Genomic DNA, 26499 nt, shown 5'->3' on the forward strand with positions numbered 1-26499 from the left:
TAGAACTTCTGAAATTATATTAGAACATTTTACGATTTATTAGAAAATCCATAGAAAAACCGGGTGCACGGCCATGCACCCGATTACAATCAAATTATTAAACTACATATTTTTCTGCTTCGATCAGTTTCGCTGCAGCTTCACGTTTTTTCGGAATTAAGTTGTAAGGGTTGTTGCGCGTTAATTTACGTAATGCCGATAAAATCATACGTGCATCGTCACCTTCAACTGAAGCGATTAATGTTTCTTTCGCTTCTTTTTCGATCTCTGCGAATGCTTCCTGACAGAAAATTTGAGTATAAAGAATTTTTTGTGCTGCTTTTTCTTCTCCGTCACGCTCGATTGCTTTCTGTGTACGGATTACTGCAGATTCCATTGCGTATAATTGGTTCGCAATATTCGCGATGTTCACTAACAGCTCTTGCTCTGCATCCAGTTTTGCGCCATAGCGTTGTGCTGCTGCACCTGCTGCAAGTACTGCGATCTTCTTCGCATTTTTCACTAAATATTTCTCTTGCTCTAATGCACCTTGACCAATTTCTTCAGGCATAAGCATTAATAGTTCGTTTTGCAGTTCTTGCGCTACTTGTAAAAGCGGTAACTCACCTTTTAATGCTTTTTTCATAAATGTGCCCGGTACGATCATACGGTTAATTTCGTTTGTACCTTCGAAAATACGGTTAATACGAGAGTCGCGGTAAATGCGTTCTACTTCGTACTCAGCCATAAAGCCGTAACCGCCGTGTAGCTGAACCGCTTCATCCGCTACGAAATCCAATGTTTCAGAACCGAATACTTTTGCGATTGAGCACTCAATAGCATATTCAGCAATTGCTGCTGCAATTGATTTGCCGTCTTTTTGCTCTTCGTCAGATAACTGGCTTAAACGGTCTTCGAAGTAACCAACTGTACGGTAGTTTAACGATTCAGATGCATAAATGTGAGAAGCCATTGATGCGATCTTTTCTTTCGTTAAGTTGAAGTCCGATAATTTTGTTTTGAATTGCTGGCGTTGGTTTGTATAAGCAACCGCTAATTCAAATGCACGTTTAGATGCACCTACAGTACCTACTCCTAATTTATAACGTCCGATATTTAAAATGTTGAATGCGATAATATGACCGCGGCCTACTTCACCAAGTAAGTTTTCTACAGGCACTTCTGCATCTTCTAAAATTAATGTACGAGTTGAAGATGATTTAATCCCCATTTTCTTCTCTTCCGGACCTACAGAAACACCCGGGAATGAACGCTCAACGATGAATGCTGTAAATTTATCGCCATCGATTTTCGCGTATACAACGAATACATCTGCAAAGCCTGCATTTGTAATCCATTGTTTTTCACCATTTAACACGTAATGTGTGCCTGCTTCATTTAACTTAGCTGTTGTTTTAGCGCCTAATGCATCCGAACCTGAACCTGGCTCTGTTAATGCATATGCTGCGATTAAAGCACCTGAAGCTAACTTCGGTAAGTACTTCGTTTTTTGATCATGGTTACCGAATAATACGATTGGTAATGAACCGATCCCAACATGGGCACCGTGCGTGATTGAGAAACCGCCAGCCGGTGACATTTTTTCTGCGATTAATGCAGAAGAAATTTTATCTAAGCCTAAGCCTTCGTATTCTTCTGGCACATCAGCTGCCAGTAAACCTAAATCTCCTGCTGTTTTTAATAGACGTACAGAGTGATCGAACTCATGGTGCTCCAAGTTTTCAACTACTGGTAATACTTCGTTCGTTACGTATTCCTGTGTTGTTTGAGCAATCATTTTTTGTTCATCTGTGAAATCTTCCGGTGTAATTACTCGGTTAATATCCACGTCCTCGATTAAAAAGCCGCCACCTTTAATAATGCTGTTTGTTGTTTGTGCCATTATAAATTCCTCCCTAGTTTCCTTTGTGATTGTTTATTGTGTTGTTTTCCGTTTCGGTTACGCTTTCCGCGGGCACGGCCTGAGCCTGTAGTCTCAGGCGTCGTGCTTTTCCCGCTGGAGTCGAACCTTCACTACAAACAACACTTATTGTTTCCCCAGACAATTAAAGAACTTCAAATACCCCTGCTGCGCCCATTCCGCCGCCGATACACATTGTTACGACACCGTATTTACCGCCGCGGCGTTTTAATTCATTGATCAGCTTCACTGTTAGAATCGCACCTGTTGCACCAAGCGGGTGACCTAATGCGATTGCCCCTCCGTTAACATTCACTTTCTCCATATCAATGCCTAGCTCACGAACAACTTGAATTGATTGAGATGCGAATGCTTCGTTAATTTCCCACAGGTCTACTTGATCTTGTGTAATCCCTGCAATTTCAAGCGCTTTCGGTACTGCTACGATTGGTCCGATACCCATTACTTCCGGTGGAACTCCGCCGACAGCAAATCCTAGGAATTTAGCCAGTGGCTGCATGCCCTGTTTCTCTGCTTCTTCACGGTCCATTACTAGTACTGCTGCTGCACCGTCAGAAGTTTGTGAAGCATTTCCTGCTGTTACAGAACCTTTAACATTGAATGCTGGACGTAATTTTGCCAACGTTTCTACCGATGTACCTGGGCGAACCCCTTCATCTGTATCAAAGATCGTCACTTTTTCTTTTAACTGGTTGTTTTCATCGACGTAATATTCCGTTACTTCAACCGGAACGATTTCGTCTTTGAATTTACCTTCTTTAATCGCTTTTTCTGCTAACTCGTGTGAACGTACGGCAAATGCATCCTGCTCTTCACGTGTTACATTGTAACGATTCGCTACCTCTTCAGCTGTGTGACCCATACCGATATAGTATTGTGGTGCATCTTCAGCAATTTTCGGGTTTAGACGAACTGTATTACCAGTCATCGGAATCATACTCATCGATTCTGTACCACCTGCAACGATTGCTTTTGCATGGCCAAGCATAATACGCTCAGCTGCGTAGGCAATTGTTTGCAGTCCTGATGAACAGAAACGGTTCACTGTTAATGCCGGTGTTTCATCCGGTAACCCTGCCAATGCCCCAACTAAGCGGGCAACATTCATCCCTTGTTCTGCTTCTGGCATTGCACATCCCATAATTAAATCATCAACCGGACCTTCATAGCCCGCACGCTTTAATGCTTCTTTTACTACGACTGCACCAAAATCATCTGGGCGAGTGTTCGCAAGTGATCCTTTTTTCGCACGTCCGATTGGTGTTCGTGCTCCTGCAACGATAACGGCTTCACGCATAATGATGTTTCCCCCTTGTGATTAGCCGGCAAGTAAACTCGTAAGCTAGTTGCCGGCAAAATATTTCAATTAATACATCGTTTTAGAAAAGTCTGTCGCTCTCTGCGGCGCGGACTTCTATTAGTTGCGTAATGGCTTTCCTTTTACGAGCATGTGCTGCATACGCATTTGTGATTTTTGGTCTGCAACCAGTTCCAGGAATGCTTGTTTTTCCAAATTTAATAAGTACTCTTCCGACACTTCTGTTCCGTATGGTACTTTTCCGCCTGCGATTACATACGCAAGTTTCTTCGCGATTTTCAAGTCATGCTCTGTAATATAGCCTGAATCGAACATTCCTTGAGCCCCTAACAATAATGTTGCATAACCTGGTGCGCCTACTACTTTCACCGGCTTTTTCACTGGTGCGGTATAGCCTGCATCCGCAAGTGCAAGTGCTGCCTGTTTTGCATCATAGATTAAATGATCCGGATTTACTGAAATACCGTCCGCAAAGTCCAGGAAGTTGTTTTCGCGTGCTTCTTCACCAGAAGTTGAAACTTTCGCCATTGCAATTGTTTCGAACACTTTGTTCGCGATTTGCTGGTAGTCTACATCTACGCCATTTGGCAAGCCTTTGATGAACTTTTGATAAAGGCCTAAGTTACCGCCGCCTCCTGGGATTAAGCCGACACCTACTTCTACAAGGCCCATGTATGTTTCTGCTGACGCCTGGATATGTGCAGCCGGTAAACATACTTCCGCTCCGCCGCCCAATGCCATTTGGAATGGTGCCGCAACAACCGGTTTTGTTGAATATTTAATACGGCGCATTGCTTGCTGGAATGATTTAATAACAAAGTCCAGTTCGAAAATGTTATCGTCTTGTGCTTCCATTAAAATCATGGCAAGGTTTGCACCGACACAGAAGTTTTTACCTTGGTTCCCGATTACGAGACCTTTAAAGTTTTTCTCCACTTCATCAATCGCATAGTTGATCATTTGAACAATGTCTAAACCGATTGCATTTGATTTTGAGTGGAATTCAAGCAATGCGATTCCGTCACCTAAATCGATTAGGCTTGCACCTGAATTCGATTTGATCACACCGTGTTTTTTCTTGTAACGTTTTAAGTCGATCGCTTTTTCATTCACCGGCACTTTTACATATTCTGAACCGTTGTAATAAGCTAGATCGCCATCGATTTCCGAGTAGAATGTTTTCAGGCCTTTCTCTAGTAAACCTTTAACGAATTCAGGAATTTCACGGCCTTCTTCTTTCATTTTAGCGACTGATTTTTCTACGCCGATTGCATCCCACATTTCAAATGGACCTTGAGCCCAGCCGAAGCCCCATTTCATCGCATTGTCGATTGCAACGATATCGTCTGCAATTTCACCTACTAATTTCCCAGAGTAAATTAATGTCGGTGCGAATGAATTCCATAATAGTTCCCCAACTCGGTCATTTGCATAAATTAAAACTTTTAATTTACCTCCTGGACCTTTTGCTTGTTTCGCCATTTCCAATGATGGTGCTGCAAGTTTCGTAGTAGGTTCATATTCAAATGTCGATAGATTCAATTGCAGAATTTCTTTTCCTACTTTTTTGAAGAATCCTTGACCCGATTTCGCGCCGATCCAGCCATTTGAGATCATTTTCTTCAAAATAGGTGATTCTTCAAATACTGCCTGTTCTTCACCTGTTGTCTGGTCATATACATTTGTTGCAACATGTGCAAAAGTATCAAGACCAACAACATCCAATGTGCGGAATGTCGCAGATTTCGGACGGCCGATTAGTGGTCCTGTTACTGAATCTACTTCACCTACTGTATAGTTACGTGCAATCATTTCGTTCATTGTCACGATTAGGCCGTATGTTCCGATTCGGTTTGCGATAAAGTTCGGTGTGTCTTTTGCAATAACAACACCTTTACCTAATACATCCTCGCCGAATGTTTGCATAAAGTTTACAACTTCCTGTTTTGTTGTATTAGCCGGAATGATTTCCAGTAATTTTAAATAGCGTGGCGGATTGAAGAAATGTGTTCCAAGGAAATGTGCCTGGAAATCTTCTGAACGCCCTTCCGCCATTGCATTAATGCTAACCCCTGATGTATTTGATGAAATGATTGTGCCTGGTTTACGTACAGCATCAATCTTTTCGAATAATCCTTTTTTAATATCTAATCTTTCTACGATTACTTCAATAATCCAGTCAACATCTTTCAGCTTTTCTAAATCATCGTCAAAGTTACCTGGTGTAATTAATGCTAGATTTTTTTTCGATGAAAGTGGTGCTGGTTTTTGCTTTAGTAATTTTTGCATTGCCGAAACTGCAAAACGGTTTTTTACAGGTTTTGAATCAAGTGTTAACCCCTTAGCTTCTTCTTCCTTTGTTAATTCGCCCGGAGCGATATCCAATAACAATGTAGGAATCCCGATATTCGCCAAATGTGCTGCAATCCCTGAACCCATTACCCCTGAACCTAAAACCGCTACTTTTTCAATTTTGTAAGACACGAGCACTTCCCCCTTTTCCCTTTGAATGAACAGTCATTCATTTTGAAATCAAAAAAAAACTTCAAACAGCTTTTCTGTTCTTAGTGTAGATTATTTTGACAATTTAAGCAATAATTTTCTCGCAATTTTAAATAAATTTATTATTCTTATATTTTTATTGCTAGAAGGTACATATATTAAGCTAAATTACTTTTCGTAAGCTGTCATAATCGTGTACAATGGGCGTAAGGAGCGTGATTAATATGCAAGAAATTACAACAATTGAACAATTCACAGAACTGACAAGCACTGAAAAACCAGTAATCGTAAAATTCTTCGCTGGCTGGTGCCCGGACTGCACACGTATGGATATGTTTATCGATCCAATTATTGAAGAGTACAATCAATATGACTGGTATTCAATCAACCGTGATAACTTCCCGGATTTAGCGGAAAAATATCAAGTAATGGGGATTCCATCATTACTAATCTTCAAAAATGGTGAAAAATTAGCACACTTACATAGCGCTAATGCAAAATCACCTGCACAAGTAGAAGAATTCTTAAACGCACAAGCATAATATGTAGTTACGAATGAATCCAAAAGTTTACCGCTTTTGGATTTATTTTGTTTATTTTTATAAGTTAAAGCGCTAGTCATAATGCGGTTTTTTAATTACAATGGATTACGTGAAATTTTATTGTAAGAAAGGAAAATTTATGACGTCAGATCAACGAAAAAAGCTTGCTTTACTTATGCTTAACATGTTTATTGCTGTTGGGAGTTTTGGGATTATCATTCCAATTATCCCTGCCTATTTAAAAGAAATCGGGCAAGGCGGAACAGCTGCAGGTTTAATCATTGCGATTTTTGCATTCGCACAATTTTTAGTATCACCTATCGGGGGGAAATGGACGGATAAGTATGGTCGTCGCCCGCTCATTAATATCGGACTGCTTACGCTGGCTATTTCGATGTTTATTTTCTACTTTGCTGATTCCATTTGGCTGCTTTACTTATCACGTGCTATCGGCGGAATTGGCTGTGCGTTCCTAATTCCTGCGATTTTCGCATATGTAGCAGATATTACAACAATGGATCAGCGTGCAAAAGGAAATAGTTTTATTTCAGCCTCGATGTCACTTGGTATTGTAATCGGACCAGGTATTGGAGGTTTTTTAGCGGATTTCGGACTTAAAACACCGCTTCTTGTTTCAGCGATAGTCGGACTTGTTGCGTTTGTTGTTTCATACTTTACATTGGCGGAGAGCCAGGAAGAAAAGGTGGAAATTCCACAAGGCGAAAATACATCAATGGTAAAGGATATTGTTTTATCTGTTAAAAAGCCGTTCTTTATTCCACTTATTATTACACTGATCATGAGCTTCGGTTTAATGTCTTATGAAACGGTTCTAGGGCTTTATGTGGATGATAAATTTGGCGCAACACCTCAGGAAATTGCCTTTATGGTAACATCAACAGGTTTGGTCGGTGTAATTATGCAATTATTTGTAGTCGACCGCCTCGTAAAAACAATCGGTGAAGTAAATGTATTAAAATTGTTTTTAATCGTTACCGCTTCCGGCTTCTTCCTGTCGATTATCGCAGGAAGCTATACGATGTTCTTTGCGATTTCGTTATTAATATTCCTTGCGACATCGATTTTGCGTCCTGTATTAACGACATTAATTTCAAAAATGGCGGGTAATGAGCAAGGATTTGCAATGGGTATGAACAACGCTTATATGAGTATCGGCAATATTATGGGTCCTCTTCTTGCAGGCGCATTATATGATATCGATATTCTATACCCGTTTATCGCAGGTTTAATCATATTAATTTTCACAATCATTCTTACTTTTATGTGGAAAGGTATTAAGATTCAAAAAGCAGCATTAAAAGGGGGCCATTAATCGTGAAAATTATTGTATTCGGGGCAACTGGCGGCGTTGGACAGCATTTTGTTGAAATGGCTGTTAAGGCTGGTCATACAGTTACCGCATTTGTACGTACACCTGAAAAATTAAAAACTGCCGATGTAACAATTATTCAAGGCGATGCATTTAATGCTGACCAAGTGGCTGAGGCGGTCTTCGGACATGACGCGGTTATTTCATGTTTAGGTTCAAGTACAGGTGTAAAAAAATCCAACGAACTTGAAACGATGGGCAAAAATATTGCGGACGGTATGGAAAAAGCCGGCGTAAAACGTTTAGTGTACTGTGCTTCAGCAGGAGTAGACGGAGAAATACCCGGTGTGATGGGTAAATTGATGATGAAAATGCTCGCAAATCCATTAGCCGATCACCGTGCAGCGCTTAACTATTACAAAACTAAAAACATTACGTACACAATCGCACGTCCAATGGGCTTAAAAGATGAACCGTTAAAAACCGATTATAAAGAAGCAGTCGATACGGTTCCAAAAGGTTCAAGCTCGATTCCAAGAGCCAGCGTGGCCCACTTTATGGTGAAAGCATTGGATGATGCCCAATACGAAAACAAATCAGTTGGTTTATGCAGCTAGATTTAAACAGACGAAAACTACCCCAAAAGCTTGAGGTAGTTTTCGTTTTTATTTGGCTTTATTGATTTCTTTTATCTTCTCGGCTAAATGACTGAAATGATCGGCCAGTGCTTTTGGAATTTTGAATAAAGTTAAAGTATTATTTACTATATCATGTTTTTTTACATAGCTTGCATCATTGCTTTCACTGAACATTAGCTCCAGGCTTTCTCTATTTCCATTTTCATATTCGATATCAATCATGTACTCAGGTATACCTAAACGAATGGGCTCTTCATTCACGGTTGCCTGATTGAATAATTCATTTACCTCATCTAAATCTTCATCTAAAGTATAGGCATATGTCCCAAGACCGCCGATTTTATAAATTCCCAGCGATTGAATTTCATCTTCCAGTAGAATATCACTAGTTTTAGGTATATCCTCAAAAGCAATCGGTATAGTATATTCAATACCTTTCTCATCTACAAGGATACGAGGAGCAGTCCGTGTTAATGTCCAGCTAAAACCGTTATCTCCTGTAATGAAATATTGGTTATTTTTTGTTTTGATTTTTATATTTGTATATCTTTCCTCGAATAATTCCCCCGAGTAGGGTATTTCATCTTCTGATTTAGGTTTTTCTAAATAAAGGCGTGTATCGCTTGTGTAATAAAGTGTTCCATTATTAAATACATACATTAATCTGCTATCTCTACGATTTTGCATCATCATGTCATGAAAATGTTCAGGTTTTGCCAAATACAGATTTTCATCTTCCGTACCGAGCGCCAACTGTTCTTCCGATTGCGGCATAAAGTAAAGCATACCACCTACAACAAAAAGCAATAGTAATACGATGGCAGGTTGCATGAAGGGCATCCGCTTTTTACGATGCTGTTTCCCATCCAGTACTTTTTGTACAAATGCCTCATCCAAAAGCGGTTGTCTGCCGATTGTTTCATCAATTGCTTGCTTCACTTGAGAATTCGTCATGCCATTCACCACCTTTTAATTGTTCTCTTAACTTCTCGCGTCCACGCCTCAGCCTAGTTTTCACGGTATTGTCCGAAATTGATAATAAATGTGCGATTTCGTCGATTTTCATTTCCTTATAATAATAGAGAATGATAATTTCACGGTATTTAATCGGCAGCTCCAAAACTAGATTTCCCAGTATTTGATTTTCGCTTCGTTCAAGCACTTGCTGTTCAGCAGATTTGGTACCTTTAAAAATTTCCTGAATTTTATTTGTTAAAATGGTATTTTTATAGCTCCAGCTGCGTAAATAATCATAACTACGATTGATCGTCATTCGGTATAAATACGTCCGGTAACTCGCATCGCCACGAAATTGCCCACGCTGCTCATAAGCTTTTAACAGCACGTCCTGTACAATATCTTCTGCCATTTCTTTATTTTTCACATATGTATAGGAAAGTCGAAGCAATTCTTCGCCATGTGTTCTTATAAACACTTCAAGCTCCATTTTCTTCCCCCCTTTGTTTTAATTGCTGACCGTTAGACGGAGCTGTTTTATTTTTAGTTTCAACTTTTAATGAATATTTTTTCTAATTGTGGGTATTAAACTACTTTATAACTATTTGGAGGTTTTGTGTATGCGAGTATTATTAAATGTGAATGGCAGGTCACAATATAGTTCGGACATCCGGCCTGAATATCAAAACTCAGCATGCGGCCCTACGACTGCACATGTTATTTTGAATTACTTATGCGAAGATGAAACGATCCGCTCAAAAAATGTTAACGAACTTTATCAATTTTTAGGTGGCACAAAAATCGGACTTTTCAAATGGCGGATGATCAGAAACCTACGTCGACTACTCGGAGATGACTGGTGTATAGAAGAATGTACATTAACTCAGGCGATTGAGCAATTACGCTTAGGTAATCCGGTAGCGATGAAGTTTGATGTGTATTTTACCGGGCAGTTTTTGAAAAGTTATACCCCTCTCTATAAATACCACTGGGTACCTTTAATTGGTTATGAAATAAAAGACGATGAACTATACTTAACCATTCATGATAACGGAGGCCGCAATCGTGACAGTCAAATCCGAACTTTTAAGTATGATGACAACCGCAAAATATTAAGCTTCGTTAAAATCGAAAAGGAGCAGCATTAGCATTTATGCTAGTGCTGTTTTCTTTTTTCTGAATAAATGATTAGTCGATTGGCTATTACTGTAAAAAAAACTGCGAGGATACATTATGAAATCAGTTGGCTCTATTAGTCTTTTACATATTATTTTTTTAACGATGACATTCATCGGATTAAAAAACCACGTCACAATTATTCCATCCTTATTACATGGAGCAGGTCGTGATGCTTGGTTTTCTGTTATTTTTTCAATATTTTTGATGATTCCCTGGTTAGTTCTTCCTCTTATTACAATAAAAAAAATAAAAGAAGAGTCTCTTCGTACGTATTTACTAAACAATTACCCTAAGCTGGGTAAAGTGCTTATCTTTATCATTGCTTTTTACTTACTTCTCATGGCCGTTATTACAATGCATGAAACATTACAATGGGTTTCAACAACTTTTTTGCTGCAAACGCCGCCATTGCTTTTGTTTTTCTTTTTTACTGTTGTATGCCTTTTACTGGCAACATCCTCCATATTAACGATAACGATGGTCAATGTTGTCGTATTGTTTGTTGTCGTAGTTCTAGGTTTCTTTATCGCTTTTGTTAATATTCAAGTGAAAGACTATGCATTGCTGCAGCCATTTTTCGAGCATGGATTTACACCGGTTTTCAAATCGATGGTCTATCCTGCTTCCGGCTTTATTGAGCTTTATTTGCTCGTTTTTATTCAGCAGCACTTTAAAACAAAGCTTAAATTTTGGCATTTATTAATCATGCTCTTTTTACTATTTGGATTAACACTAGGTCCCTTATTGGGGGCAATTGCCGAATTTGGACCAACTGAGGCTGCTAAACAGCGCTACCCCGCATTTGAAGAATGGCGAATTGCCTCAATCGGAAGCTTTATAAACCATATCGATTTCTTTTCTATTTACCAGTGGCTTACAGGAGCATTTGTCCGTATTGGTTTTATATTATTCATAACAATCGAGCTATTAGGGCTCACTGGTCAAAAGAAGAAAGTTTGGGAATATATTTTTCCGATCTTTGTTTTTTGCTCACTGCCTCTTTATTTACTTGATGACAGTATATTTAGCAAATGGAAGGGGCAATATTTTCTAATAAGTACTACGTTATTCTTTTTCGTACTTTCAATTATTCTCTTTATATTAGCAAATCGAAAACAAAAGCGAAAGTTGGAATATAATGATTGAATACGCTACCTTAAAAAAGCAATTTGATAATTGTGCTGATATTCGCTTTCAAACATTTAACTTTCCTGCAAGCAACGTTATGCTCATCACCTGTGAAGCGATGACAGATAATCATTTATTCAATGAAGTAGTCGTACCCCGATTAAGAATGGCATGCCAACAAAAGGAACAATTTGATGAGGCAGTATTAATGCAGAAATTGCATCTTCCCCAGCTACTGAAAATTGAAGGTTTGCAAGAAGCTGTTACGAATGTATTTAGCGGATTTGTTCTTATTTATATCGAGAATTTAAATATACTGTTATGCAGCAATATTGAAAACAAGCCTAATCGAAGCCCTGAGGAATCAAACTTAGAAGTAACTATTAAAGGTCCACGTGATAACTTCATTGAAGATTTAGGTGTAAATATTGCTCTTATCCGCAAACGTCTGCCTACGAATTCATTAAGTGTTGAAAAGATAACGTTAGGGACACGTTCAAAAACAAAGATCGCTATTTTATATTTTAATGACATTGCAGATTTATCTATCTTGAAACAATTAAAAAAACAACTCTCTGAAATCGATACAGATGTTATTTTAAGTGGTGAATTAATAATGGAACGGATGAATAAAATTTCATATTTAATTCCTTTAAATGATTCTACAGCTCGTCCTGATTTTGCGATGCAATCACTCGTTACTGGACGATTTATCATTTTAGTAGACGGAATTGCATACGCAATTATCACGCCCACCAATATTCTATCATTATTAAAGTCCGGAGAGGATAATGATTTCCCATCCATATTCAGCTCGTTAGAAAGATTATTACGTTTATTCTGCATATTAATAGCGCTTTTACTGTAAGCCCGTAATCAAACAACGCATATAAAACAGCAGGCACCTCCGGTACGATAAATGTATCAATCAAAGGAGGTGCCATTTATGTCTAAAAACAAATTAACCATTGTTCCCGTCAAACTCGATCCTCTTCCAGTTGAAACTTCTTCGAATCATTCTCTTCAATACACTGCTGAGCCAAGTTGTGTAATTAAAACCGCTGTGGCTGAAATTTCCTTCTTCAATGGCGTAGATGAGCGCATTATCCAAACCATTATGAAGGAGCTGAAGGGATGAAACAGGATTTTACGAGCGTGCAAAACATCTACATCATCTGCGGCAAGACAGACATGCGTAAAGGAATTGATGGTCTCGCAACGCTCATTCAAGATTCTTTCGAATTGGATCCGTATAGTGATTCTATCTTTCTGTTTTCTGGATGGAGCAAGGATCGTTATAAATGTTTGTATTTCGATGGAGATGGCTTCGCCATGCTTTATAAACGATTAGATAATGGGAAATTACAATGGCCAAAAGATGAAAATGAGGTACGCAAACTTTCGCAACAAGAGCTTCGTTGGTTATTAGAAGGATTATCTCTGCAACAGCCAAAGGCGATTGCAAAATCTACAAAAGGTATCTTTTAATAGCCCTATTTTAAGTGGTATAATCATTCATAACTTAAATTGAACGAAATGTGGTGAATGATTTGGGAAACGCTTCAAATGAAAAAGTGATTCAATTATTGGAAGAACAATTAGCCTACACAAAAGAACAAAATAAAAATTTAACCAAACAAATTGAAGCATTGACTGAACAAATTCGCCAATTAACAAAAGCTTTATACGGTTCTAAATCAGAAAAATCAAAGTATCAAGCACCAGATGGACAAGGCTCATTATTTGAAGACGATCCGTCTTTTAACGAACCTGAGCAAACAGAAGAACAAAGCACCGAAACGGTTAGTTATACGGTTACTCGTAAAAAGACAAATAAAAAACGAAATGACTCGTTTCATGAGGATATAGAAATTGAAGAAATTCATCATCACCCAGCCAACTTAGCTTGTGACTGCTGTCTTGGGGAGATGGTAGAGTTCAGTTCAACGTTGATACGTGAAGAGGCAAAATTTATTCCAGCCTCCCTGAAGCGTGTGCAACATTTTGAACATGTGTATGAGTGCAAAACGTGTAAAAACGATGCCCTACTAAAAGCTCAAATTAAACGAGGTAAAGCACCGCAAGGTCCAATCCAAAGAAGCATTGCCGGTCCTACTGTTTTGGCAAAGCTTATCTACGATAAGTTTATCCAGTACTTACCTCTTTACCGTCAGGTAAATGAATGGGAGCGCCATGGACTACATACAAATGATAAAAATCTATCCAATTGGGTAATACGTGTGGCAGAGGATTGGCTTCAACCGCTTTATAATTTGATGAACCAATTATTAACGGCAAAATCTGTGTTGCATATAGATGAAACCTATGCACAAATAATTAAGCGTTCAGATGGAAAGCCAGCTCAATCAAACGCTTATAACTGGGTATGTCGCAGTGTACAAAGTGAAGGTCCCATTATCGTTCTATTTAAGAGCGCTCTTTCTCGAGGGCGCGCTGTATTAGAAGATTTAATTAAGGGATTCAAAGGCACTGTGATCTGTGATGGGTATTCAGCTTACGGTCAATTACCTCATGTTCAATTCGCCAACTGTTGGGCTCACGTACGCCGTTATTGGCTAAAAGCCGATAGTAAAAATGGACGAATAGGCGTGCAGTATTGCGATCGGCTGTTTCATATCGAACGAAAAATCAAACATCTTTCACCGGAAGAGCGCGTGCAAGTTCGCCAACAGGAAGCAAAACCGATCGTCGATGAATTTATGGATTGGATTGATCGTTCGCCTTTCTTCGGTAAAAATGCCATTGCGAAAGCAGCTGAATATACATTAAGCCGTTCATCGGAGTTAAAGGTTTTCCTTGAAAATGGGTATGTCGCCATTGATAACAATCCCGCTGAAAATGCCATTCGTCCAAATGTCATTGGTCGCAAAAACTGGCTCTTCTCCGTGAGTGAAGCAGGTGCTAATGCGAATGCCATTTGTTTGAGTTTGGCTGAAACGGCCAAAGCAAACGGAATTGATTTTTATCAGTACTTGGTAAAGCTGATGACGGAATTACCTAATATATCGTTTCATCAACAACCTGAGATTTTACATAATTACATGCCATGGTCAGAAAATATTCAAGCCACATGTGCAAAATAGCCAGCTAACTGAAAAAAATTTCAGTTAGCTGGCCGTTCGTCGTGCGTACCGTGAAGGTGCGCTATTTTTTATATTTCGGGCTTACCTTTTACTACCGGCTTTTTGGCTTGCGTTAACAACATTCCATCAAGAGCAGCTCCCAATTCAATTACTTGCGACAGTTGTACAAACCAATACGGGCTCCCCGCTTCCTGCAGCTATAGAAATGCTTGGAATGCTTTTTATGTTTGAGTTATTTCGTGAAGCGGGATTACGCTTACCGAGTATTTTAGGTGGAACGATCAGTGTTGTAGGAGGGTTAATTATAGGTGATGCAGCCATTCGAGCTGGGATTACTAGTCCGGCAATGATTGTTGTCATAGCCATTTCAACGATTGCTACCTTTACACTTGTCAATCAGTCCTTCGTTACGACGATCAGCATGCTGAGAATTGTATTTATTCTTATTACATCGATTTTAGGACTTTTCGGTTTCTTCTTATTGATCTATATTTGCCTTGTTTATATCGCAAATATCCGTGTATTTGGTGTTCCTTATTTAAATATAGCAGTCAATTTGAGCTGGGATAATATAAAAATGTCCCTTTTCCGTCCACCAGCAACTTCGAACACTAAACGACCGGAAGTATTAAATGTTAAAGATAAAACAAAGGAAAAAACAAAATGAAAAAATTGCTTTTATTTCCATTGTTACTTTTAGTTGCTGGCTGCTGGGATACAAATCAGCCTGAACGTATGTATTATTTACTTGGCCTAGGAATCGATTATAAAGATGGTCAATATGAAATTTATAGTCAAGTTGTTGCTTTCACTAATATTGCTAAAAGCGAACAGCCAAACCCGGAAGCTACGCAGGCTGAAGTTGGGATTGCCAAAGGAAAGACATTTGATGAAGCATTTTTTAATTTATATCAAACGATGGATGAGCGCTTCTTTTTAGGGCATTTAAACTATGTTCTCTTTTCGGAAAATATCGCAAAGGAAGGTAAAGTAGAACCTGTTATCAATTCCCTTATCCGATACAGGGAATGGAGGTATACAACTTGGGCTTATATTACAGATTCACCACTTAAGGAAGCTTTGCTCATCACACCCATTATTAATAAATCCATTACCCTTTCAAAGGTATCCGACCCGCTCAGTTCATTTAATCAGTCATCCCGGGTCCGTCCTATACAATTACGGGAACTTATGATTCATTTGAATGAACCTAGTCATGAAGCCAATATACCATTTATCGAAATTAGCGAAAACTGGTCAAAGGAAGATGGACCAGATCCTGTCTATTCATTTAAAGGCATAAGCATTCTCGGTAAGAACTCTGGTTTAAAAGGGAACTTATTAGGCGACGACCTAAAAGGTGTTCAATGGCTAGAGAATGAAACAGACCGCTCAGATATTACCGTTAAAACGGAAGAGTTTGAAGAATTATATACAACGACAACAGTTGACGAAGTGCGTTCTAAAATTACACCAATTGTTTCCGATAGTAATGTGCAATTCGATTTACAAGTTCAATTGGTTGTTCAAACAAATGAAATGCTTAATGAAGATAAAATGGATTTATTAGAAAGTAAGATTAAGGAGCAAGTAAAAAAAGAAATCGAGCAAACCTATAAAGCTTCATTAGAATTTGACTCCGATATATACCGGTTATCTGAAATATTGTACCGAAAAAATTTGAAAACATGGAAAAAGTATGAGCAAGATGGGAAAATTCCTCTTGACGAGTCTACTATTCGGAATGTGGATGTGGAGCTTGTAAGAGTCAAAGGGAAACGTATCATTTCCCATTAAAAAGAGGTTGCGCAGATGTGCACAACCTCTTTACATTTATTTATAAATAGAACGTGCATGCTTTGCAATCAGTCGATAGCCATGCTGTTCAATATGATCAAACAGCTCCGGAGCATAGGGAGATAAGGCTAATTGATCCAACTCCACGTCAATTGGTACTTCACAATGGATGGTAGCCAATTGATGCGATAAGCGTAACATCGCTTCGTTTTCACTAATTTTAATACGCTGACCCGGTTTTAATGTTGGCAACGCTTCTAAAACGCCATCGATGGAACCGTGATTTTGAATTAGCTGTAACGCTGTTTTCGGTCCGATTCCCTTAACCCCAGGGTAACCGTCACTCGTGTCTCCCATAAACGCTTTAACTTCCGCGAATTGTTTTGGCGCAATGCCATATTCCTCTACAAATCGGCCTTCCGTATAAACATCGTATTCTGTATAGCCCTTTTTCGTAAAGGCAATCGTTGTCGAAGGGTTTAGTAATTGCAGTAAATCTTTATCACCGCTAATTACAGTAATTTGTGCATCGTCTTTCCACTTCTCAATCATTGAGCCGATTAAATCATCCGCCTCAAGACCTTGTGTACCAAAGTTTTGCCACCCGATCATTTCCGATACTCTTTTAGCCATATCAAATTGCGGCAGCATCTCTTCCGGTGGTGCAGGTCGATTTGCTTTATAGCCATCGTATAGGTCATTGCGGAAAGTAACTGCGCCCATATCCCAGCATACCGCCAAATGTGTCGGCTGCATCAGATTTTGTGCTGTCAATACATGACGGGCAAAGCCTTGAACACCGTTTGATGGTGTCCCGTCATCTAAACGTATAAATTGATTCATTGCGGCTGACGCAAAAAATGAACGAAACAATAGCGCCATTCCATCAACTATTAATAAATGTGGTTTTGTTGTCATAATAAATCTCCTCTTTCTACTAAACACTTATTATAACAAAAGCACCGGTAGAATGTAGCTGTAAATACTTACCCATTCGGTTTCAAGTAGTCGATAATACGATTCACGTCTTTGCTGAAAATACGATCCTCCGTCATAGCAGGTGCTATATTGCGAATATCTTTCCACTTCTCATAGAGTTTGGGCGACATGTTCTCTACACCCCTGTATTCCACTGCTTGTGCTGCACAAAATGCCTCAATCGCCAGTACATTTCTTACATTTGCAATAATCATGCGTGCATGGCGAGATCCTGTCGTACCCATTGATACATGGTCTTCCTGGTTCGCAGAAGACGGAATGGAATCAACGGATGCAGGGTGTGCCAATGTTTTATTTTCCGATACTAAACTTGCAGCGCTATACTGCAAAATCATCGCGCCTGATTCAAGTCCTGGATTCGCACTTAAAAATGCTGGCAATCCCTCATTTAACTGCGGATTTACTAATCGTTCAATCCGGCGCTCTGATACATTGGCCAACTCCGCCATGCCGATTTTCAGAAAGTCCATCGCAAATGCAATCGGCTGCCCATGGAAGTTTCCTCCTGAAATGACTAAACCGCCATCATCAAAAATAAGCGGATTATCTGTTGCTGCATTTATTTCGATTTCGAGCTTTTCTTTAACGTAATTCAATACTTGCCAGCTCGCCCCGTGGATTTGCGGGATGCAGCGAAGCGAATACGGATCCTGCACACGCTTTTCCCCTTGATGAGTAATAAGTTTGCTGTCCTTTAACCAATCACGCATACGCTCTGCCACAGCCATTTGTTCTTGCATGCCGCGCGCTTCATGAACAGCTGGATGGAAAGCATCGATTATCCCGTATAAACTTTCCATCGTCATTGAAGCAATCCATTCACTTGCATAAGCCAGTTTCTCGGCTTCCAAGTAATTGACTACGCCTTGTGCAGTCATTGCCTGGGTTCCATTGATTAACGCAAGACCTTCTTTTGCCTGCAGTTCAATTTTCGGCAGTCCCAGCTGTTCAAATATTTCATGTGACGGATGTTTACCACCATTTACAAATACTTCCCCTTCCCCAATGACCGCTAAAACTAAATGAGAAAGTGGTGCTAAATCTCCGGATGCTCCGAGTGAACCTTGCTGTGGAATTACAGGAATTATGTCTTCATTAACCATCCATAACAGCCGCTCCAGCACTTCCAAGCGGATACCTGATAACCCTTTTAATAATGCATTTAATCTAAGCACCATCATCGCTTTTGCAACGTGTTCCGAAAAAGGCTCCCCAAAACCGCATGCATGCGAACGAATTAAATTAACTTGCAGCTTGCTTACTTCATGCTCTGCAATTTTCACATCGCTGAACTTTCCAAACCCTGTATTAATCCCGTATACGGTTTTATCCTGCTGAACAATCCTTTCCACTGCGTCACGGCTTTTAACAACACTTACTTTAGCTTCTTCCGCTATCTCTATTTTTTCCCCATTATATAAAATACGCCCCAATTGTTCGATCGATAAATTTTGACCGTTTAACTGAATCATTTACCGCACCCCTTTTAACTATTCTTATCTCTCAAATTTATTATTGTTTAAATAGCAGTTAATTGCTACTAAAATTTCACAATTAAAATCATACTTGAGTTGAAAAAGCTTATTTTAAAGGCTTTGTACGTTTTATTTCTAAAAAGTTATTCACCTGCTAATACATTAATCTTCTAGCGATTTAGTATTTTATTATAGTAAAGTGCTAAAGCGAAAAAGGACAAAAAAATAGAGATCCCGTAATAGGATCTCTATTTTGTACGCTTCATATCTCGGATTGCTTGAATCGATAATCGTACGAGCAAGATCGCACATAAAAACAAACCTAAATAAGCAGCCGTATTTAAATAAATTGCATAAGCATTATGAATAAATTGAGAGATTGCTAGTAATGCAACCGATATAATTCCAAATGTAATTCCGACCATCAGCAAAACAAACCTTGAAAACAGCTGTGTTACAAACATGGAATTCGCTTTATCCGAAAAAATATCATGATGCAAAATGATTTTACCGCTCTCCACTTTTCTGAATAACTGATCTAGACGGCGCGGTATTTTCCGTAGATTCGGCAACATCAGTGCCAGTTCTTCTTCGATTAAGTCTTTCGTCTCTACCGGATGTTTGAACGGTTTCAGGAAGCTTGATTTCAAATAATCATTGGAGAAGTCTTTTACTTCACTGAAAATCCTGAATCCTGGGCAAATAATAGACAATGTACCGTCTAATGTTACAATGGCACGTAATGCCACGTTGACGGACGGATAGAAATGAAGTCCAAATTCACGCACAACAGAGAAAATGGAGTACATTAGCTCATCAGTCGGAATCGTAGACACATAGTTGATTTTCAGCAGAATCTGGCTAATTGCCTGCTCCATTTCGTGCCGATTGATCTGCTCGGCATTTTCTACAAGCTGGGCAATCCCATCAACAACAAGCGCTGCATCGTTTTGATGAATTCCGACAAGGAAGTACTTTAACCCTTCCTGCTGCAATTCAGCTAAACGGCCGACAGCTCCATAATCGAGAATCGCGACACGTCCGGTTGTTTCCTCAATATAAATATTCCCCGGATGCGGGTCAGCATGGAAAATCCCAGAAACAAGCGTTTGTTCCAAAAACGAATACAATAATGTTTTTGCAAACTGATGACGGTCAATGCCTAAATCTGTAAATAGTTCATTCGCTACTGTAACTGACTTCCCTTTTATATATTCCATTACCACAACATTGGAATTACTGCATTCCCGGTATACTTTCGGCACTTTCACATCAATACTGCCACGTTCTACAATTTTGGCAACCTGCTCCATATTACGGGCCTCGATATTAAAATCGATTTCTTCCTTCAACGCCATGCTGAAGCCTTTCGCCAAATCGTAAAAGCCCAAGTTTTCGGCCCACTGTGATTTGCTGGTAATCCATCTGGCAAACTCCATTAAAATCGATAGATCATCCTGCATTATATTTTTCACGTCAGGTCGTAAAAACTTCACAACGACAGGTTCGTCTGTTTCCTTTAACACCGCTTTATGTACTTGACCGATCGAAGCGGAAGCTAACGGTGATTTATTTATATAGGAAAAGATTTGATCCGTACCCGCATTAAAATTTTCAGCAATTATTTGGTCAACTTGCTGTTCGGAAAGGGGCTTTACATGTTGCTGAAGCTTTTCAAGTTCATCAATAAAAATCGGTGACAAGAGCTCTTTACGTGTTGATAGTACTTGTCCAAATTTAATAAATACCCCGCCGCACTGCTCAAGTGTATCCCGTAATGCTTTTGCGAGTTCACGTTCATCTTCGCGGGCACGGGCGTATTTCATCGTTCGTGTGACTCCGTTCGTTACAGCAATCCCCACTACTTCACGTAAACGTTTTTGACGCTTCCAGTACGTAATGAGTGTTTTAAAATACGAACGTCTGCCGACAGGTGTGCCGTTTTCATTCAATTCTATCGAATCAAACAACTCGAAAAACAGATAAAGCAGCATCGAAATAAGAAGCATACTGCCGAACCAGATAATAGTTGTTATGTTGACAACATTTGAAACGATTCCCTGGTCATAATAGTCCGATCCGCGCAAATATGTATACCAGAAAACAAAGGTAGTCAGTGAAACACTGATCAGCACGGATAATAGTCTTTTCATCAAACTTATTTGTGAGCCGATTAAACGGCCGCTAATAAAGAATATCAGCGCTGATGCAATGAGCAGCTGTATTATTACTGAAATGAAATCCATTCAAATCGCCCCTTTAGGTCAAAGTTAAATGTGTATGCACTTCTACATTCCCTTTTAACGCTTTGCTAATCATACAAGTTTCCTCTGCCTTATATGCATAGCGCTCCGCTATCCGGCGGGCACGTTCATCTTCTTTGTTCTGCAGGTCAATAGCGACATAATGGTGGATCGCTTTGTATGTAAAAACACCATTCGTCACATCAACAAGCCCTTCTGATTTCAAATCCAGCTTTGCGTCAATTTGGCTTCTCTCCAGCATTGCCGCCAGTGTAATTAAATAACAGGTAGCCGCGGCACCTAGGAGCATTTCATCCGGGTTTGTCCCAACACCGGGTCCATCCATTTCGGGCGGAATCGATATTTGTGTCTGCAATCGTTCGGTTTTCAAGTCCCCAACCGCATTTCGCCCTCCTGGCCAGTCAATCGTTAACTTAAAAGTATGTACCGCCATAAATATCACTCTTTTCAATTTTCTTTAACTATAACATTTTGGTCCAAAACTTTCAGATTATTAAAACAGCCGATCAACAGAAAGCTCCTGTTAATCGGCTGTTTTTTACCATACGTTTTGTTTATATTTTTTATAGTAGTTGACCTGACGGATAAACATGTAGATTTTGCGCTTAAAATGCTTGTCCTGTTTGTAGAACAACGGATTTACAAGTTTCTTTTCCTTGATCAGACGTCGAATATCCTTTTTCACCGTTTCATCGTAAACGAATTTCTTCAATACAATTTTCGGAACGACTGAAAACAGGACATCTCCTTTTAAATACGAGCAAGGTTTCGGAATATCGTAAATCAGATCTTCCACAAAGTTGCGCGCCAAATTATGACCCATTGCATTAATATAATAACTAGAACGACCTTGACGAATATTTACTTCGAACACTTTAAACTTCCCGTCACGCTCATCGTATTTCAAATCAAAGTTACCGTACCCGCGATAGCCGACCGCTTCCAAAAAGCCGCGCAGCTTCGTCATCACTTCTTCGTTGTAGCGGGTTATAAGCGCTGTGTAATTGCCGATCGCTGTTTTCGTATGTTCCTGAAGGACAACTTGTGCAAACGATACAAGCTGTGTTTCCCCTTTTGCATTAACATAGACTACCGAATCCCACATTGCTGTATCATCACCGGGAATATAATCCTGAATAATGAGTTCTTCCTGGTAGCCGCTATTTTTGATCATATCGATTACTTTTTGAACTTCTTCTTTGCTTTCCACTTTGAAAACTTTCGCCTGGCCTTCAAAAGGATGACGGCTGTATTCAATTCCGTTACTCGGTTTAATAATAACCGGATACATCATTTCGGTTTCAAATGCACCATCTGTTTTGCAGTCGTAAAATACAGTCGTTGGTATATCGATGCCGTATTGTTCGCACAGCTTATAGAAATTGGATTTGATCTGCAAGTCATTCATTAAATTCTCATCGATATAGTTGAACACGAAGTAATCTCTTAAAATTGCACGGTTTTCAATGATTAAACGGACGTATAAATCGTTTGTACCGATTAAAATCAGTTTTTCCGCTTCATTTTCATATTTCTTCGCTACGCTAATTAATATTTTGGCAAACTGATCCGGTTCACCAAGTTTTTTGTCATATTCAATCGCACGCGGAATATTGCTCAAGTTCGTAAAAGGCAAAACACCTTTTCCTACTAGAATCGGACGGATTTTATATTCTTCATGGAAAGAAATCGCCATGTTATATGCATTAATATCAGTACCGACAATAATCGGTAAAAATGGTTGTCGAGTCATTACTATACTACCTCTCAATCTGTTCAACGGTCTTCTTATTTGATTTATCACTTATTTATCATACAATACTCTATCGATTTATGCTGTATTTTGTAAACGGTTTTTATTATTTCCCGTGTATTTTAATGAAACTTCTCCCCGTTTAAAACGTACGTATTAAGGAAGAGGTGATCGGGATGAATGCTCAATTACAATTATTTTTTACAAACATTGATAAAATCGTTTTATATTTTGGGGCAGATGCAAAATATTTTTATATTGACCTTGCATTAAAGCTGACTGTCCGCAATATCGTGTTCAACTATGAAGATTATGAAAAAGTCCGTCAGCAGATCAAAACCAATACAAAATGGTATAACTTTGCCCGGATTAATACTGAAATCATTAATACATACTTTGTTCATTATGCGAACAAACCTGAAAAAGTCAGTGAAACTTTAAATCTACATAAAATACTGACAAAGCAGTTTAACCGCCATGATGACAGCTATATTGCGGCTGCCTATTTAAAATCTGAAGAACAGATCGAGCGAATCGATCTGTTAATTAAAGATTTTATGTACAAAGAAAGCGTAAAACATGCGCCACTAAAACTTTCCACTAGTGCGATGCTTGCCGGACGGGCGGAAGACACAAAAGTACTGGCAAATAGTGTGGAACAGTATTATCAGTCACTTGTGTCAATCGGTTTTGAACGTACAAAGGACACGACCAATACAGCTGTCATTTTAACAATCGGAACAGGAGATTTTCATCACGAAACCTTTGCCCGGTTAAAAGAGCTGACGACGTATATTAAAAAGACAGAAATAACACTTACAACGCACCGTTACAATACGATAGCCCTGCTCTCACTCGCCAAGTTTGAAGTTCACCAATTTCCGGCACTCCATGATATGCATGAAGAAATCTGTCGCTTTTTAAAATTGGATCGGATGCATTTTAACTCTCTGCTTGTAGCAACCCAAATATACACATCGACCGAAGCAATCGGTAACCTATCTTTATATGATTCTCCACATTTATTTTCTCTGCTGCAGACCATTCAAATCTAGAACATTATAATAGCCACATTTCTGTTGGCGATGCTCATTTAACAATAAAAAACTGTGCCGAACCGGAATTGATTCCGTTCAGCACAGTTTTTATTAGTTTTGTTTACGTTCTTTCGCATATTCAGCAGCTGCTGTAAATACGATATCTGTTGAAGAATTCAATGCTGTTTCACAAGAATCCTGGATTACACCGATAATGAAACCAATTGCCACGACCTGCATCGCAATATCGTCCGAAATCCCGAATAAGCTACACGCTAACGGAATCAGTAACAGCGAGCCGCCCGCAACACCAGATGCACCTGCAGCTGATACTGCAGCCATTACCATTAAGATGACCGCAGTGAGGAAATCAACTTCGATTCCTAATGTATGAGCAGTTGCCATCGTCAGTACAGAAATTGTAATGGCTGCTCCGCCCATATTGATTGTTGCACCTAATGGTATCGATACAGCGTATGTATCTTTATTTAATTTCAGCTTTTCCGCCAATGCCATATTGACCGGAATGTTGGCCGCTGAACTACGTGTGAAGAAGGCTGTAATCCCACTCTCTTTTATAGATGTGAAGATTAGCGGGTACGGATTTCTTCTTGCTACCGCATATACAATTAGCGGATTCACAACGAGGGCCACGAAGAACATTGTTCCTACTAAAATCAGAATTAGACGGGCATATTCCCCTAAAGCTGAAAGACCTGTTGTAGAAATCGCTTCAAAAACTATTCCTAAAATACCGAATGGTGCTAAGCTAATGATCCATTGTACAACTTTCGTAATCGCCTCCGAAAAATTCGCAAGCACACCTTTTGTAGAATCATTGGATGCTTTTAAAGTAATTCCTAAAACAACTGCCCAAGCTAAAATGCCAAGATAATTTGCATTCATAATGGCAGTTACCGGATTTGTCACGATGTTGAACAGTAATGTTTCAAATACTTCAAGGATTCCGCTAGGCGGAGTCACATCCTGTGCTGCTGTTTTTAATGTTAATACTGTCGGGAAGATATAGCTTGCAATGACTGCTACAAATCCTGCCGCTAATGTCGCAACCCCGTATAAAGCAAGAATCATCTTCATATTTGTTGCTTTGCCGCCAGCATGTGAAGCAATCGCATTAATGACAAGCACAAACACCAAAATCGGTGCAACTGCTTTTAAAGCTGAAACGAACAGAGTACCTAGAATGGTAATACCACTTACTGCTTCAGGAATCGTCAGTGCTAAAATTACGCCAATAATTATACCAACAATAATACGGTTTACTAAGTTAATGCTGTTCCATTTCTCGAACATTCTCTTCATAATTTCCCCCGCTATTCTAAGATGTTACATTGCTTCTGGATGTTTGAGACAAGTAATTGATTTGATTATTACACTACAACAATTCTCCGACTGAAGCTCATTTTAATATAACTCTTCAAAATTTAATGATTTCTCTAGAACAATAATACAATGTGCGACTAAATAACACAACTGTATTTTCCCACAGTACACTATTCATATTCGTCTTTACTCTGTCGCTGAATTTTTTTGAATTATTTTATAAAATATTGAAGCTAATACTTGCTGAAATAACATCCCGAAAACGACCGGCATTGCTACTTTCGACGGAAAATATGTAGTAGCGATAACGACCCCTACCGCTATATTCCGCATTCCTCCATTAAAGACAAAAGTCGCCTGGTCCGCCTCAGATTTCCAAAACAGACGGCCTAGTAAAAGAGAAAATACATAACCCGAAACTGCTAAAAACAGAACAACGGCAATCACTTTCGCAAGTTCCAAATCGATTGTTTTTACATACGGAGCGATCGCACTACTATTAATCATAATAATTCCGAACAAACAGATTTTTGAAATTAAAGACATTGGTTTCCCATATTGTTCGAACAGCTTTCCTTTTGTCCATTCATTGACGAGGATACCTACTATCGAAGGCAGAACAATCATCCAAATGAGATCAAAAATAAGCGCTGGCGTATTTAGCGATATGGACTCCCCGACAACTAAATGCAAAATTAAAGGCATAAGTATCGGAGCAAGCAATGTATCGATCAAAATGATGGCGAGTGATAAAGGCAGATTTCCTTTACTGATCGTCACCCAAATGACGCTCGTAACTCCTGTTGGAACAGCAACCGAAATAAGGAAACCGATTGTTAATAGACGGTCATCGAATATGAGCTCCGCCAGAAAGAACGCCCATAAAGGCATAAGTATATGTAGAAAAGCAATCATAAATAAAATTGTTTTAGGGTATTGTTTAAACACTTTTATATCGCGGAATTTCAGATTCAAACTGCTGATGAAAGTCATCACTGCAAATAATAACGGGACTAGAAAAAGGAAATGTGTCCCGATTTTTTCGAGCAGAACACCGATGACTAAGCTAAGCGGTGTTAATACCGGCATCCACTTTTGAATAAATTGGTTGAGCGATTGTACCATGCACTGCGCCTCTTTTCATGAATTAGTATACCTTTACCGAATTGTAACATAAGCACAATGCGCCCGGACAAGATGAAAATCAGCCT

The 26499-nt window shown here is 39.2% G+C and carries 23 protein-coding genes and 1 pseudogene; 12 read left to right on the forward strand and 12 right to left on the reverse strand.

What is annotated here, in order from left to right:
* Positions 1-97: 97 nt before the first annotated feature.
* The 3 genes from MKZ25_RS14785 to MKZ25_RS14795 form a co-directional block, all read right to left on the reverse strand.
* The gene (locus MKZ25_RS14785; RefSeq protein ID WP_340802166.1) at positions 98-1882 is read right to left on the reverse strand and encodes an acyl-CoA dehydrogenase family protein; all 1785 of its coding nucleotides are present in this window, start codon (positions 1880-1882) and stop codon (positions 98-100) included.
* A 163-nt stretch (positions 1883-2045) separates the two neighbouring features.
* Positions 2046-3218: an acetyl-CoA C-acetyltransferase gene (locus MKZ25_RS14790; protein ID WP_339172880.1), complete on the reverse strand. Its 1173-nt coding sequence runs from the start codon at positions 3216-3218 to the stop codon at positions 2046-2048.
* 120 nt (positions 3219-3338) lie between these two features.
* A complete protein-coding gene (locus tag MKZ25_RS14795; protein WP_340802167.1) occupies positions 3339-5723 on the reverse strand; it encodes a 3-hydroxyacyl-CoA dehydrogenase/enoyl-CoA hydratase family protein in 2385 nt (794 codons plus the stop codon).
* Positions 5724-5965: 242 nt separating this feature from the next.
* Between MKZ25_RS14795 and MKZ25_RS14800 the strand changes: the two genes are divergently transcribed.
* From MKZ25_RS14800 to MKZ25_RS14810, 3 genes are all read left to right on the forward strand, one after another.
* Complete coding sequence (locus MKZ25_RS14800) at positions 5966-6283, forward strand: thioredoxin family protein (RefSeq protein WP_079524204.1); 318 nt, start codon at positions 5966-5968, stop codon at positions 6281-6283.
* A gap of 139 nt (positions 6284-6422) precedes the next feature.
* Complete coding sequence (locus MKZ25_RS14805; RefSeq protein WP_340802168.1) at positions 6423-7616, forward strand: MFS transporter; 1194 nt, start codon at positions 6423-6425, stop codon at positions 7614-7616.
* Between the two features lie 2 nt (positions 7617-7618).
* Positions 7619-8230 (forward strand): NAD(P)-dependent oxidoreductase, encoded by a 612-nt coding sequence (locus MKZ25_RS14810; RefSeq protein ID WP_340802169.1) that lies wholly within the window; start codon positions 7619-7621, stop codon positions 8228-8230.
* Between the two features lie 48 nt (positions 8231-8278).
* Here the strand turns inward: MKZ25_RS14810 and MKZ25_RS14815 are convergent, their stop codons facing one another.
* Together MKZ25_RS14815 and MKZ25_RS14820 are read right to left on the reverse strand one after the other, a co-directional pair.
* Positions 8279-9205, reverse strand: a complete 927-nt coding sequence (locus MKZ25_RS14815; protein WP_340802170.1) for a hypothetical protein — start codon at positions 9203-9205, stop codon at positions 8279-8281.
* Positions 9174-9698: a sigma-70 family RNA polymerase sigma factor gene (locus tag MKZ25_RS14820; protein ID WP_340802171.1), complete on the reverse strand. Its 525-nt coding sequence runs from the start codon at positions 9696-9698 to the stop codon at positions 9174-9176. Before MKZ25_RS14820 ends, MKZ25_RS14815 begins: the two co-directional genes overlap by 32 nt.
* Before the next feature lie 130 nt (positions 9699-9828).
* Between MKZ25_RS14820 and MKZ25_RS14825 the strand changes: the two genes are divergently transcribed.
* From MKZ25_RS14825 to MKZ25_RS14860, 8 genes and pseudogenes are all read left to right on the forward strand, one after another.
* Complete coding sequence (locus MKZ25_RS14825) at positions 9829-10356, forward strand: C39 family peptidase (protein WP_340802172.1); 528 nt, start codon at positions 9829-9831, stop codon at positions 10354-10356.
* Positions 10357-10441: 85 nt separating this feature from the next.
* Positions 10442-11533: an endospore germination permease gene (locus MKZ25_RS14830; RefSeq protein WP_340802173.1), complete on the forward strand. Its 1092-nt coding sequence runs from the start codon at positions 10442-10444 to the stop codon at positions 11531-11533.
* Positions 11526-12383: a spore germination protein gene (locus tag MKZ25_RS14835; RefSeq protein ID WP_340802174.1), complete on the forward strand. Its 858-nt coding sequence runs from the start codon at positions 11526-11528 to the stop codon at positions 12381-12383. The genes MKZ25_RS14830 and MKZ25_RS14835 overlap by 8 nt, the downstream gene beginning before the upstream one ends.
* 78 nt (positions 12384-12461) lie before the next feature.
* The gene (locus MKZ25_RS14840; RefSeq protein ID WP_340718477.1) at positions 12462-12653 is read left to right on the forward strand and encodes a hypothetical protein; all 192 of its coding nucleotides are present in this window, start codon (positions 12462-12464) and stop codon (positions 12651-12653) included.
* The gene (tnpB, locus tag MKZ25_RS14845; RefSeq protein WP_340732394.1) at positions 12650-13003 is read left to right on the forward strand and encodes an IS66 family insertion sequence element accessory protein TnpB; all 354 of its coding nucleotides are present in this window, start codon (positions 12650-12652) and stop codon (positions 13001-13003) included. Before MKZ25_RS14840 ends, tnpB begins: the two co-directional genes overlap by 4 nt.
* Positions 13004-13056: 53 nt before the next feature.
* Positions 13057-14619, forward strand: a complete 1563-nt coding sequence (gene tnpC, locus MKZ25_RS14850) for an IS66 family transposase (protein WP_340732393.1) — start codon at positions 13057-13059, stop codon at positions 14617-14619.
* 61 nt (positions 14620-14680) lie between these two features.
* Positions 14681-15286, forward strand: a pseudogene (locus MKZ25_RS14855) (spore germination protein); the annotation flags it as partial.
* The gene (locus MKZ25_RS14860; protein WP_340802175.1) at positions 15283-16416 is read left to right on the forward strand and encodes a Ger(x)C family spore germination protein; all 1134 of its coding nucleotides are present in this window, start codon (positions 15283-15285) and stop codon (positions 16414-16416) included. The pseudogene MKZ25_RS14855 and the gene MKZ25_RS14860, both read left to right, overlap by 4 nt.
* Before the next feature lie 36 nt (positions 16417-16452).
* Here MKZ25_RS14860 and MKZ25_RS14865 read toward each other — a convergent pair whose 3' ends face one another.
* The 5 genes from MKZ25_RS14865 to MKZ25_RS14885 form a co-directional block, all read right to left on the reverse strand.
* On the reverse strand, positions 16453-17334 hold the full coding sequence (locus tag MKZ25_RS14865) for a 5'-3' exonuclease (RefSeq protein ID WP_340716108.1): 882 nt from the start codon (positions 17332-17334) through the stop codon (positions 16453-16455).
* 68 nt (positions 17335-17402) lie between these two features.
* On the reverse strand, positions 17403-18887 hold the full coding sequence (gene hutH / locus MKZ25_RS14870) for a histidine ammonia-lyase (protein ID WP_340802176.1): 1485 nt from the start codon (positions 18885-18887) through the stop codon (positions 17403-17405).
* A gap of 251 nt (positions 18888-19138) precedes the next feature.
* Complete coding sequence (locus MKZ25_RS14875) at positions 19139-21136, reverse strand: ABC1 kinase family protein (RefSeq protein ID WP_340802177.1); 1998 nt, start codon at positions 21134-21136, stop codon at positions 19139-19141.
* A gap of 13 nt (positions 21137-21149) precedes the next feature.
* On the reverse strand, positions 21150-21587 hold the full coding sequence (locus tag MKZ25_RS14880) for an OsmC family protein (RefSeq protein ID WP_340802178.1): 438 nt from the start codon (positions 21585-21587) through the stop codon (positions 21150-21152).
* Between the two features lie 105 nt (positions 21588-21692).
* Positions 21693-22907, reverse strand: a complete 1215-nt coding sequence (locus MKZ25_RS14885) for a carboxylate--amine ligase (RefSeq protein ID WP_340802179.1) — start codon at positions 22905-22907, stop codon at positions 21693-21695.
* A 176-nt stretch (positions 22908-23083) separates the two neighbouring features.
* On the opposite strand from MKZ25_RS14885, the gene MKZ25_RS14890 reads away from it, so the two are divergent.
* Positions 23084-23962 carry a DUF4003 family protein gene (locus MKZ25_RS14890; RefSeq protein ID WP_340802180.1) on the forward strand — a complete coding sequence of 293 codons (879 nt, stop codon included), beginning with the start codon at positions 23084-23086 and terminating at the stop codon, positions 23960-23962.
* Between the two features lie 93 nt (positions 23963-24055).
* Here MKZ25_RS14890 and sstT read toward each other — a convergent pair whose 3' ends face one another.
* Together sstT and MKZ25_RS14900 are read right to left on the reverse strand one after the other, a co-directional pair.
* Positions 24056-25267, reverse strand: coding sequence for a serine/threonine transporter SstT (gene sstT, locus MKZ25_RS14895; protein WP_340802181.1), 1212 nt, complete (start codon positions 25265-25267; stop codon positions 24056-24058).
* 207 nt (positions 25268-25474) lie between these two features.
* Positions 25475-26413: a bile acid:sodium symporter family protein gene (locus MKZ25_RS14900; protein WP_340802182.1), complete on the reverse strand. Its 939-nt coding sequence runs from the start codon at positions 26411-26413 to the stop codon at positions 25475-25477.
* Positions 26414-26499 lie beyond the last annotated feature (86 nt).

The sequence above is a fragment of the Solibacillus sp. FSL W7-1464 genome (assembly GCF_038004425.1).
In the GTDB taxonomy this organism is placed as follows: Bacteria; Bacillota; Bacilli; order Bacillales_A; family Planococcaceae; genus Solibacillus.